The 12,414-nt window shown below is 45.1% G+C and carries 11 protein-coding genes; all 11 read right to left on the bottom strand.

Going from position 1 to position 12,414, the window contains the following annotated elements; genetic code table 11:
* Window positions 1-9: 9 nt before the first annotated feature.
* The 11 genes from ruvB to KDM92_RS11265 all read right to left on the bottom strand — a co-directional run bounded on the left by ruvB (window position 10) and on the right by KDM92_RS11265 (window position 12,373).
* Entirely contained in the window at window positions 10-1,077 is a 1,068-nt protein-coding gene (gene ruvB, locus KDM92_RS11315) for a Holliday junction branch migration DNA helicase RuvB (protein ID WP_212684496.1), read from the bottom strand.
* A 16-nt stretch (window positions 1,078-1,093) separates the two neighbouring features.
* The gene (gene ruvA, locus KDM92_RS11310; RefSeq protein ID WP_212684494.1) at window positions 1,094-1,675 is read right to left on the bottom strand and encodes a Holliday junction branch migration protein RuvA; all 582 of its coding nucleotides are present in this window, start codon (window positions 1,673-1,675) and stop codon (window positions 1,094-1,096) included.
* Window positions 1,676-2,077: 402 nt separating this feature from the next.
* Window positions 2,078-2,290: a hypothetical protein gene (locus tag KDM92_RS11305; protein ID WP_212684492.1), complete on the bottom strand. Its 213-nt coding sequence runs from the start codon at window positions 2,288-2,290 to the stop codon at window positions 2,078-2,080.
* Window positions 2,291-2,515: 225 nt separating this feature from the next.
* Window positions 2,516-3,058 carry a crossover junction endodeoxyribonuclease RuvC gene (gene ruvC / locus KDM92_RS11300; protein ID WP_212684490.1) on the bottom strand — a complete coding sequence of 181 codons (543 nt, stop codon included), beginning with the start codon at window positions 3,056-3,058 and terminating at the stop codon, window positions 2,516-2,518.
* 153 nt (window positions 3,059-3,211) lie between these two features.
* Window positions 3,212-4,777 carry a bifunctional phosphoribosylaminoimidazolecarboxamide formyltransferase/IMP cyclohydrolase gene (gene purH / locus KDM92_RS11295; protein WP_212684489.1) on the bottom strand — a complete coding sequence of 522 codons (1,566 nt, stop codon included), beginning with the start codon at window positions 4,775-4,777 and terminating at the stop codon, window positions 3,212-3,214.
* 30 nt (window positions 4,778-4,807) lie between these two features.
* A complete protein-coding gene (locus KDM92_RS11290) occupies window positions 4,808-5,041 on the bottom strand; it encodes a helix-turn-helix domain-containing protein (RefSeq protein WP_186892113.1) in 234 nt (77 codons plus the stop codon).
* A gap of 115 nt (window positions 5,042-5,156) precedes the next feature.
* Window positions 5,157-6,191, bottom strand: a complete 1,035-nt coding sequence (gene dusB, locus KDM92_RS11285; RefSeq protein WP_212684487.1) for a tRNA dihydrouridine synthase DusB — start codon at window positions 6,189-6,191, stop codon at window positions 5,157-5,159.
* A gap of 215 nt (window positions 6,192-6,406) precedes the next feature.
* A complete protein-coding gene (locus KDM92_RS11280; RefSeq protein WP_212684683.1) occupies window positions 6,407-6,943 on the bottom strand; it encodes a TlpA family protein disulfide reductase in 537 nt (178 codons plus the stop codon).
* A 131-nt stretch (window positions 6,944-7,074) separates the two neighbouring features.
* The gene (locus KDM92_RS11275) at window positions 7,075-9,375 is read right to left on the bottom strand and encodes an EAL domain-containing protein (protein WP_329603156.1); all 2,301 of its coding nucleotides are present in this window, start codon (window positions 9,373-9,375) and stop codon (window positions 7,075-7,077) included.
* Between the two features lie 248 nt (window positions 9,376-9,623).
* Window positions 9,624-10,532: an aldo/keto reductase gene (locus tag KDM92_RS11270; protein ID WP_212684485.1), complete on the bottom strand. Its 909-nt coding sequence runs from the start codon at window positions 10,530-10,532 to the stop codon at window positions 9,624-9,626.
* 77 nt (window positions 10,533-10,609) lie between these two features.
* Entirely contained in the window at window positions 10,610-12,373 is a 1,764-nt protein-coding gene (locus KDM92_RS11265) for a lipoprotein N-acyltransferase Lnb domain-containing protein (RefSeq protein WP_212684484.1), read from the bottom strand.
* Between the last annotated feature and the right edge of the window lie 41 nt (window positions 12,374-12,414).

Here is a 12,414-nt window from a genome sequence, read left to right as displayed (position 1 = left end):
GCCCCCTCACTAAGCTCCCCACAAGTCGCCATTCGGATTCGTGCGCGGCGCAGTCAAACCAAAATGCTCATAGGCACTGGCAGTCGCGATACGCCCGCGTGGTGTGCGTTGCAAGTAACCTTGTTGAATCAGATACGGCTCTAGTACATCCTCGATCGTATCGCGCTCTTCGCCGATGGCTGCTGCGACATTGTCTAAACCGACTGGGCCACCACCAAACTTGAACAAGATCGCTTCCAGTAATTTTCTGTCCATCAAATCAAAACCAACTGCGTCGACATCCAGCATTTTTAGAGCAGCATCCGCCATGGCTTTGGTAATTTCGCCATTGCCTTTGACTTGCGCATAATCGCGCACGCGACGTAACAAGCGATTGGCAATCCGCGGTGTACCGCGCGCACGCTTGGCAATTTCAAATGCACCATCATCTTTGATCGGTACTTCAAGTAAGGACGCAGAACGGGTCACGATGCGGCTTAACTCTTCCGAAGTATAAAACTCCAAACGTGCCACGATCCCAAAGCGATCTCGCAAAGGATTGGTTAACATCCCAGCGCGCGTAGTCGCACCCACCAAAGTAAAAGGTTGCAAATCAAGTTTGACTGAACGCGCTGCAGGCCCTTCACCGATCATAATGTCAATTTGGTAGTCTTCTAAAGCAGGATATAAAATTTCTTCCACTACAGGCGACAAGCGATGGATTTCGTCAATGAACAGCACATCATTCGCTTCTAAGTTCGTCAACAAAGCTGCCAAATCACCCGCGCGCTCCAACACGGGACCCGATGTTTGACGCAAATTCACTCCCATCTCGCGCGCAATAATATGTGCCAAGGTGGTCTTCCCCAAACCAGGTGGACCGAATAACAAAGTATGATCGAGTGCTTCTTTTCGCTGACGCGCAGCACCGATAAAAATCTCTAGCTGATCGCGGATTTTTTCTTGACCTACATATTCATCAAGTTGCTTAGGGCGCAAAGCGCGCTCAATCGCCTCTTCATTGGGAGAGGACGGCGTTGCCGCGATAATGCGCGTATCAACAAGTTGCGAGGTGAGATTGTCAGTTTGTATGCTCATATGGTTCTACTTGTATTTAGCTCTTCGACAAAGCTTTCAAAGCGGCCTTGATGCCATCCGAAACACCTGATCCTGCTGGCACCAATTTCAATGCGGCCAAGGCTTCTTTATCAGAATAACCAAGCGCCAATAAGGCATTCAAAATATCCGAGCTATGATCGCCCGCAGCGGCAGCCACACCGGCCGCACCCAAATCAGCGCCCAGCTTACCTTTAAGCTCTAACAACAAACGCTCTGCGGTCTTTTTACCTATCCCCGGGACTCGCGTTAAGCGCCCTGCTTCTTGCAAAGTAATTGCCTGCGACAAATCGGCCACCGACATTCCCGACAAAATGGATAAAGCGGTGCGTGCACCGACGCCACTTATTTTGATTAACTGTTTGAAAGTTGAGCGCTCTTCGGCAGTACCAAAACCAAACAACACATGCGCATCTTCGCGAATCGCCAAATGTGTCAGCAAAGCTACCTTCTCGCCGATTGCTGGCAAATTGTAGAACGTGCTCATGGGGACGTCGATTTCATAGCCAACACCTTGGCAATCAACCAAGATTTGTGGTGGATTCTTTTCGATCAGGATTCCGGCAATGCGACCTATCATGCTGGGCTTTCGTACTGTATAAATAAGCAGTGATAGTAAACTATTCTTGAAGTCTTGTGGTGGTGATGTTTTTGTTGAGTTGTTGAATTGTTGATTTCAACTCTTACCACTGATTAGCTCAACTGAACGTTTGCTGGTCGGGTGTGGCCCGACAGCCAATTACCTTTTTTGCTTGGCCAAAAAAGGTAATCCAAAAAAGGCGACCGTAGACTCGCCCCTGCGGGGTGCTTACGCTTCGCTTCAGCATAATTTGTGCATCACAAAAAAAATGGGAAAGTGTTGAAACTCGCCTTTGGCTCAAACAACAACACTTTCTTATCCATTTTCTGTGACGCACAAATTACATCGTCTCGAACGGGGGTAGGTCAAAAGCAAAGTCAAAAACAACGGCAACACCAACAACTAGTCTCGATGAACGCATATTGTTCTACTGGCTATAATAAGTCGTTGCTTTTGATCTTGCTTTTGATCTTGCTTTTGATCTTGCTTTTGATTTTGTTTTTGATCTTCATCCACTTCTGACACTGCCAATTGTGCAAGACAGAAAATGGATAAAGAAAGCTTCGTTGTTTGAGCGAAGCGAGTTTCGAAGATTTCCCATTTTTTGTCTTGCACAATTGGGAACCCGAAGGGCAGTGGCAGCGTGGTCGCCTTTCTTTGCTTACTTTCTTTGGCGAAGCAAAGAAAGTAAGTGGCCGTCGGGCCACACCCAACCCGCGAACTACAAAATGAACCACAAACTAATTACCACGTATATTTAGATGCGATGAAACGTTCACGTCTTTATTTCATTTTCAATCAAATTCAGTGGCTACAGAACAGAAATCGGCATTTCAAAAGTCACCCAATCAACCTCCCCGCCCGAACCCGCAAACCCTTCTTAGCCAACTCAGGTGCAATAGCACCAAGCGTCTTCAAAGTATCCCCACTATGCGCATGGCAAATCGCCACACCCAATGCATCAGCAGCGTCACTACTGGGCGCTCCAGATAAAGACAACAAACGCTGCACCATATCTTGCACTTGTTCTTTTTTAGCTTTACCGTGACCAACAACACCTTGCTTCACTTGTAGCGCAGTGTACTCAGCGACTAGAAGTTCAGCTTGCACCAAAGCACAGATCGCAGCGCCACGCGCTTGACCAAGTAAAAGCGTAGATTGAGGATTGACGTTAACGAACACCTTTTCAATTGCGGCGCAATCGGGTTGGTAGGTTTGAATGATTTCGGTAACGCCAGAGAGGATGGTTTTCAAACGCTCTGGCAAAGTGCCTTCGACTGTTTTAATGGTACCTGAGGCGATGTAGGTGAGCTTACTACCCTGCTTATAGATGACACCAAAACCTGTGGTGCGTAAGCCGGGGTCTATGCCTAGGATTTTCATTGGAATTTTTTTGAACGAGTCTTAGTGCAAAGGATGCGCCTAGAATTAAATTATCGGGATGCAGTTCAAGGCGCAAAACACAGCAATACGTCGGTATTGCGAGTATTTGCATCGCTGAAATGCGCCCGAGAATTTGATTATGGGCGCATTCTTTTAATGACGGAAGTGACGCACGCCCGTATACAACATCACCACACCACGCTCATCCGCAGCATCGATCACTTCTTGATCGCGCATAGAACCACCTGGATGAATCACGCAAGTTGCGCCTGCATCGACGACGACATCGAGACCATCACGGAACGGGAAGAAGGCGTCAGAAGCAACTGCGGAACCTTGCAGCGTTAAACCCGCATTTTGTGCTTTGATCGACGCGATACGAGCGGAATCGATACGACTCATTTGACCTGCGCCCACACCCAAAGTCATGCCGTTACCGCAGAACACAATCGCATTCGATTTGACATATTTTGCGACGCGCCATGCGAACATCATGTCGGCCATTTGTTGCGGTGTCGGTTGCAATTTGCTGACGACGCGTACATCGGCTGGCAAGACATTTTTCGCATCTGGCGCTTGCACTAACAAGCCACCGCCAACGCGTTTGACGTCGTATTGATTCACGCCTGCGCCCAATGGAATTTCGAGCAAACGTACGTTTTGTTTCGCGGCGAAAATTTGTTTTGCTTCCGCTGTGAATGAAGGGGCAATCAAGACTTCGACGAATTGTTTTGCAACTGCTTCTGCTGCTGCGCCATCACATACTGTGTTAAACGCGATGATGCCACCAAACGCGGAAGTTGGATCGGTTTGCAGTGCTTTGCTATAGGCTTCCAACGCAGTAGCGCCGATTGCTACGCCACATGGATTCGCATGCTTGACGATCACGCACGCGCCTGTGTCGAAAGACTTGACGCATTCCCATGCTGCATCCGCATCAGCGATGTTGTTGTAAGACAGTTCCTTGCCTTGCAATTGCACATAGTTCGCCAATGCACCTGCGACTGGCGCCAGATCACGGTAGAAAGAAGCAGATTGATGTGGGTTTTCACCGTAGCGCATTTCTTGCACTTTTTCGAAATGCATATTCAAAGTTTGTGGATACGCACTGCGTGTTGTGTGCGCTTTATCTTCACCCAAACTGGTCAAATAATTAGTGATCGCGCCATCGTATTGTGCAGTGTGCGCAAATACTTTTTTCGAGAGCATAAACTTGGTGTCATACGACACCATATTATTACCCGCCTTCATTTCAGCTAAGACAGTTACGTAATCACTAGGATCACAAATCACGACTACGTCTTTATGATTTTTCGCAGATGAGCGCAACATGGTTGGGCCGCCGATATCAATGTTTTCAATCGCGTCTTCCAAAGAGCATTCTGCTTTCGCCACAGTAGCTTGGAATGGATAGAGATTGACGACCACCATATCTATCGTTGGAATACCGTGTTTTTCTAAGGCCGCTTGGTGTTCAGGAAAATCACGACGCGCCAAAATGCCGCCATGTACTTTCGGATGCAAAGTCTTGACACGACCATCGAGCATCTCTGGAAAACCTGTGTAATCAGCGACTTCAGTCACTGGCAAACCGTTGTCAGCCAAGAGTTTTGCTGTACCGCCTGTGGACAATAGTTTGATGCCCATGGCATTAAGTTCACGGGCAAATTCGAGAACACCAGTTTTGTCCGATACGGACAGGAGAGCTTGTTTGATCATGACAAAGAGATTATAGAGATTGAAATAAAATTAAAGAAGACCGTGTTGCTGCAATTTTTTACGCAAAGTATTACGATTAATACCGAGCATGTCTGCAGCCTGAGATTGATTGCTATCGGTACGTGTCATGACCATTTCCAACATCGGTTTTTCAACCGCCAACACCACCATATCGTAAATATTCGAAGCAGGTTGTTCTCCCAAATCACGGAAATATTTTTCCAGATTTTTGTGAACTGCTTCTTGAATGCTTTCTTTACTCATACTGAATTTTCTTCTTATTAATGAATTCGACTGACGATAAAACCGTCGTGAATTCAAGGGTTAAACTAAATAAAACTTCCACCAAAATCGTCACAACAAAAACAAAGAGAAAAGCTTAAGCAGCTAAGGCCTGCGCTAATTCATCGTTCGTATTTATCTCGGAGGGGCGGTATTGTAACCGTTCTGTCGGTCGACTATCAAAAAACATGTTGACCGCCGCCAATTGTTCCTCACAAGTTTCCAACTTATTCATTTGCTGGCGAAAGGCTTCGCCATCCACCAAATCTTCCACATACCAACCTATGTGTTTGCGCGCGGTACGCACGCCCATAAACTCGCCATAAAACGCATAGTGCTCGCGCAAATGACGGTCTAACAAAGCCTTGACTTCCGATACCAAAGGCGCGGGTAAATACGTGCCCGTCTTTAAGTAATGATCGATTTCTCTAAAAATCCATGGCCGTCCTTGCGCCGCGCGACCGATCATGATGGCATCGGCACCAGTGACTTCCAACACGTACTTAGCTTTTTCAGGTGTCGTAATATCACCATTCGCCACTACTGGGATACGTGCTTGCGCCTTCACCGCGGCAATGGTCTCGTATTCCGCATCACCCTTGTAGCCATCGGCACGTGTGCGTCCGTGCAAAGTCAACATCGCAATCCCGGCCGATTCGGCAATACGCGCAATTTGCAAAGCATTTTTATTCGCTCTATCCCAACCGGTGCGAAACTTCAAAGTCACTGGCACATCTACCGCCGCAACTACCGCATCCAAAATCTCACCGACCAGTTTTTCATCTTGTAGCAAAGCCGAACCACACCAAGCATTACAGACTTTTTTGACTGGGCAGCCCATATTGATATCGATAATTTGCGCGCCTTTATCGACATTGTATTTGGCGCATTCCGCCAGCATCTTGGGATCAGCTCCTGCGATCTGCACTGCTTTGGGTTCCATCTCACCTTCGTGATTGGTTCGGCGCGTGGACTTCTCGGTTTCCCACAATTTAGGATTTGATGCCGCCATTTCTGATACGGCATAGCCTGCACCCAAGTCTTTGCACAATTGACGAAATGGCCTATCCGTCACACCCGCCATGGGCGCGACAAAAATATTATTCTTCAGCTGATAGGAGCCAATGTGCACGATGTAGAACCTTGGGAGAATCGGAGGAATTTCGAGGAAGCGCTATTCTACCTGAAAAGCTGCCTAAATAATTAGCAAAACTGCGCCAAACTGTGGGTTTGGACGAACAATTTTTTTCAATTTAGAGGAGCTTTTCAATAGACTTTCTTGTGATTTGTTGATCCATTATCACGAGAAAAAACAAAGATAAATCAAATCAACGAGCCGAAATCAAATCAAGACTTCGCGAGTTCTTTTGCAAGTAATTGATTTAATTCGTCAAATGAAGGTTCACCTACATATCGCTTAACAATATTTCCTTGCTTATCAATCACAAAGGTTGTTGGTGTTAATTTGACGTCACCATAAGCCTGAGCAATTTTGCCTTGATGATCGAGTACAACTTGAAATGGCAACTTTCTGGTTTCGGTGAAATTTAAAACGTAGTTTGGCGGATCATAGCTCATCGCTACTGCAAAAAACTCTAGCCCTTGTGAACGGTATTTTTCATAACTAGCGATCATCTGTGGCATTTCTTTAATGCAGGTAGCACACGAAGTTGCCCAGAAGTTGACCATGTACACTTTGCCTTGCAAGGACTGCTGGGTCAGTGTTTTACCTTGAATGTTGGTGAAATCTAACTTAGGTGCAGCCTGCTTGCTATTAAATGATTGGTAGGCAAATATGGAAACAAGCAATAAGACTACGCCAACAACGATACCAAGTTTAAACGACCCAGCTTGTTTGTTTTGATTGGTTGAAGATGCGATCATCATAAATCTCTTAAGCGCGAATAAATAACAAGTAATACCAGCCACCAGCTAATTGAGCTCGAATTATACTTGCGTTCTTCAGCGACGGTTCACTTCTGCTAAGTGTCCACGATAGCCATTGGTAATTTCACTTATGCTGCAGACGGTACTTGATTCGCAATCCAAACATCGGGCGCGGTTGGTCGTGAGTACAGGAAACCTTGCATAGAATCACAATCATTCTCGATCAAGTAATTTGCTTGTTCGATCGTTTCGACGCCTTCAGCAACCACTTTTAAGCCGAATTGTTTTGCCATCGATAAGATTGAGACAACGATCGCCATACCGTTCGCATCACCAGGGACATCTTGCACAAAACTTTTATCGATCTTCAATTCATACAAAGGCAAACGTTTTAAGTAATTCAAACTCGAATAACCAGTACCAAAATCATCAATCGAAAAACGTATCCCTAAATCCGCCAGAATATTCATACGTGAGATAGTTTCGGGCAAATTATCAATGAACAATCCTTCGGTCACCTCAAATATTAAATATTCACCACTGACCTGATGCTGCTCTAAAATTGAACGTACTTTTTCGACAAAATCCTTTTGCCGAAATTGCTTAGGGCTGACATTGATCGATAGCGGAAATTGAAAGCCGTTTGCGTGCAACCGTTTCAATATGGTGCAAGCTTCCGACAAAACCCAATCACCAATTTTGACAATCAAGCCCGACTCTTCCGCCAAAGGGATAAATAAGGCTGGTGAAACCATGCCGCGTGTCTTACTATTCCAGCGCATTAATAACTCTGCGCCAACTGCTTGCGCGTCTTTATTGACCTGAGCTTGCATCACCATCTGCAATTCATTTTGCTCCAAGGCTTTTGCCAGATCGCGTTCAAGTGTCAAACGTTGTTCGACCTCGATTTGCATATTTCCTTCAAAGAAGGCAATTTGATTGCGACCAGCAGATTTAGCTCGATACATCGCGGTATCTGACTCTCGCAATAGATCATCTGCTTTCTGTACTGCTTTAGGCATCAAGCTAACACCGATACTGCAACTTGAACTATATACTTGTCCATTCAAGATGAAATCTTGAGAAAGCGCATGGCGAATTTTTTCCGCAATGGTTAATGCCAGTTTCCCAGCTACTTCAATATGCGGATCAAGACTATCAACCAACACAACAAACTCATCACCACCGATACGCGCCACCGTATCGACTTCTCGCAATAATTGATTTAATCGACTTGCCACTTCGACTAACAGCAAATCACCAGTTGCGTGCCCGCGCGCATCGTTGATCGTTTTAAAGTGATCCAAATCGATAAACAAGACCGCGCTGTAGTTACCAGTTCGTTGCGCATTGGCGAGTTGCACTCCCATGCGATCGCGTAGTAAGCGCCGATTCGGAAGACCAGTTAACACATCAAAAAATGCCAACCGATAGATATCTAACTCAGCCTTTTTCCGATCTGTAATATCCCGTTCAATCGCAACATAATGTGTGCACTTCCCCTGCTGATCATTGATCGGACGAATATCAACCTCCAACCAAAATTCTTCTTGCGATTTTGTATAGCTAATGATTTCTGAACGAATCGCGTGACGCGTGCTCATTGCCGAACGAATTCGATGTACTTCGTGAATGTCTGAATTGGGGCCGTACAACATTTCTAAATTACGCCCAATCGCCTCTGCGCGACTATAACCAGTGCTACGCTCGAAAGCCTTATTCACAAACACCAAATGCGGACCATCTTCTTGCAAATTATTGTCCGTAATCATCACCATATCGTTCAAATTTTCGACCGCCGCTGAAATCAATCGCAATTCTTCGTTCGCCTTCTTCAACGAATTTTGCTCTTCTTGCAAAGACAAACTAATTTGCAATTGCTTACGTAATGATTCTTCAAGGCGGCGCAATAAAACCGCACATGAAACCGTGATCACCGAGCTAATAAAGGTGAAATTGAGCGTGATGATAATCCAGCGTAAAAATGGCTGGTCGTGGTAACGATCAAACTGCAAATCGATATCAAATGCGTACCCGACTGAAATCAACGTTACCGCATTTAGAACCAAGACAAAAACAGCGGAGCGCAAACCTAGCAGCAGTGCGGTTAGAACAGGTACCGCCATTAGATATATCTGACTGACCGGGCCAACTTTAAATAGAAAAAAGACTCCAACACCATAAACGATGAATAAAAAATTCCAGCTCTTGGCGCTAAAACTAAGGAAATGACCTCGCCATAAAACAAATAACCAGCTAATTGCCAACACATCAATCAAAACGATGGAATAGAGCGAATCGCGGATCGCCATGAGAACACTAGGAATAGCCGTCAGCGTTCCTAGCACCAATGCAACGGAGAGAATGGCGTTAAGCATTTGATCTCGCCAAAATTGGAGATCTCTTGCGGGCAGACGTTGAGCGCGCAAAAAGCGACGTAAATACGGACGAACAATCTTCAATTATTGCCCCATAGATATAGACTTAACTGCCATACCAGTTGCATCGAACAAGCGTCACCGATTTATCTCTCTTCGATGCGATTCGCGTCAACATTGCATCCACATTAAATAATCACGATGACAAAATCGTAGCCAGCGAGTTTTCTTTTATACGCTGTTTTATTCTTGCTGAAAAGTATTTTTTAATAATTCAGATCGAAAGCCCACACTAATTTTTAAGGCAATTCTGTCCCGGTAGCGGCTCGCCACAAGTCAAACCACTGTTCACGACTCAAAGAACAATTCAAGGCCTGCACCGCTTCCGCCAATACTTTTACTCGGCTAGAGCCGGTTAATACCATAGGGCGAGAAGGTAATTGTAAAATCCATGCGATTGCAACACATGCAGCAGTAACGCCCAATTCACTGGCAATACGATCCAACTGCGCTTGTAGTTTTTGCGTTTGCTCGCTTTGCTCGCTAAACAATCGTCCACCAGCGAGCGCTGACCAAATCATCGGCGACATACGAAGTCGTTGGCACTGATCAAAGGTTCCATCATAGATAGGCGCGTGATGCAGCAAAGAGCATTCCACTTGATTAGTAACGAGAGGAAAACGCGATGCAAGTAATTCAAACTGTGCCGGGGAAAAATTGGAGACCCCAAAATGACTGACTTTGCCCGCTTGCTTCAATTGCGAAAATGCATCTGCGATTTCATCCGCATCCATCAATGGATCAGGACGATGAATCAAGAGCAAGTCAATTTTCTCGAGGCGCATGCTACGCAAAGAATTCTCTGCCGAGGCGATAATATGTGCAGCAGTCGTATTATAAATATGCGCACGTTGATGCGGCCTCTGCGGTGAAGGAAATTGAATCCCGCATTTCGTCACAATCTGAAACTGCTGCCGCAATTGCGGTTCCAAAGCAAATGCTTCGCCCAGCAAAAGTTCGCTTGTATAGTCGCCATAAATATCGGCTTGGTCTATCGTCGTAATGCCAAGATCTAAAGCAGCATGTAGAAAAGCGACGCGCTCGACAGGCGTCATTTGCCAAGCAGATAAACGCCACAAGCCTAAAACAATACGAGAAAATTCCGGCCCCTGCGGCGCAATTTGCAATCGGGAAGTTAATGAAGGCATAGGATTAGATTGTTTAAGTTAAAGCAAGTTGATAGCTCGCTCATTATCTTCGATTTTATTAGGAACAAGCGCAACAACTAGAACATCTTTTTTAAGCTAAATTCAAATTGCGACAGTGTTTTTTCACGGGAACGAATACGATCAATGCTCAAGTGTAAAGAAACGTCTTTAGATTTGAAATATTTAGACTGAACAAAACGAAAATGCATATGAGATTGCCCATTCCCAGCCAGATCCGATTTCATTACGACAGAAATCCGTGATTTCATATCAAATACTTCACGCAATATAAAGCCTATTTCTGGCTGAGTATACAATTGTGCCCGCCCTGATTGCCAACGCACACCAAGTCCAAGAAGTGCAAAACTATCCAAATCATGACCTGCACGATGCGTTATACCAAGCCCACCTTCGATAAATGCTGCTTTATGAGAACGCAATTGTGCGTCATATTGAGGTGCAACCCCTATGCGAAACGTTCCAGAAATACCTCCACTCATTGCATCATAAGGAATCAATGATTTTGCAGAATAAACGGTGAACTGATCGAGCAGTATTTGTCTGCTGCGAAGATCTTTAAGTATCGACACATCAAACAACAGTAACTCAGTTTCGCTAAAATACTGACGATTATCATCATCAAGCTGGTGCGAAGCTGGAGTTAAACTCATACGCAAGTAATTTTGCTCATTACGTCGCGTTAAGCCAATCGCGATCTGCGAGTCTTGAGGTGACTCTATCGGATTTTTCTGTTCCAGTACTTGCAGAACGTGACTTGGATATTTCTCCTGCAATTCGTGTGAAATCTTTGACTTGAGTGAATTGCTTTGCACTCCAACTCGCTTGTCTTGAGGCGTTGCGGTCTCTGTTTGATAAGCAAGATAAGCTTTCGCCAATTGCAACTGCAGGAAGGCTTGATTCGGTTCCAACTGAGTTACCTCGGGCAGGCGCAGGGCATCAATATCTTCTTGAATTGCCTTACTTTGATCAGAAGGTAGTTGCTCACGTAATGCCCGAATCAACCATCGATTGGGTGAAATCAAGCGGCTTTGTTCAATTAGATTTAATTTTTCAGCACGTTTCACCACGTCTTTGGGCGTTAACCAAAATCCGGTATTGTTTAATGACTCAGTTGCGGCCAATGACAGTACAAAATCAATGACTGTGGCACAGTTATATTTCTGAAAAAAGTAAACCAAATCGGTCTGACGCAATTCAATTAAATGCGCCTGTATCAATTCCTTTTGAAAATCGCTCAATTTTAGAGAATATTCCCAAATACTACGTTGCTCTTCGCCCAAATAGAGTGCGATCTTCTCTTGATATGGAGATAAACTGAAGTAACCAGTTTTACCAACGACCATGCTTTCATAAAACAACCTGGGGATATTGATCCCGCCTGCGTCAGTAAAAAATGAGATCGCATGTTCAAGAGGATTACCATTCGAATCAAGTCCACGCAACTTCAAAAAGATATGCCCCATCATACTCGAAGGCTGAGCCAAATTTTCAGAAGCAAATGCAAGACTAATTTCTGTTGCTGGCGCACGCGTTTTAAACTCTTGAAACTCCGTACAATCTTGCAATGACAGTTCGGGTAGATCGAGCTGCTGACGCAACCACAAATAACGCGCTGGGAAACGACATTGCTGATTCACCTCGCCACTGTAGAGTATTTTTAGCGTTGCATTTAATTCTGCAACCAAGGAAAAGGAATCTGCTGTTAATAAAAATTGACGGCTATGAATATTGGGTCGACCATTGCTTACGTGCAGCAGGCCTGACCACACAGGATGTCTCGCCAAATTCTTTTGCTGCGCGAGTTCCAAATATTTGTACAAGTTTTCTTGTGACTGATGCTGCGCTACGGCAGGAAGAGCTT

This window comes from Affinundibacterium baiyunense (assembly GCF_018139645.1).
GTDB classification, from domain to species: domain Bacteria; phylum Pseudomonadota; class Gammaproteobacteria; order Burkholderiales; family Burkholderiaceae_D; genus Undibacterium; species Undibacterium baiyunense.
This window is presented reverse-complemented; position numbering and strand designations above follow the sequence as displayed.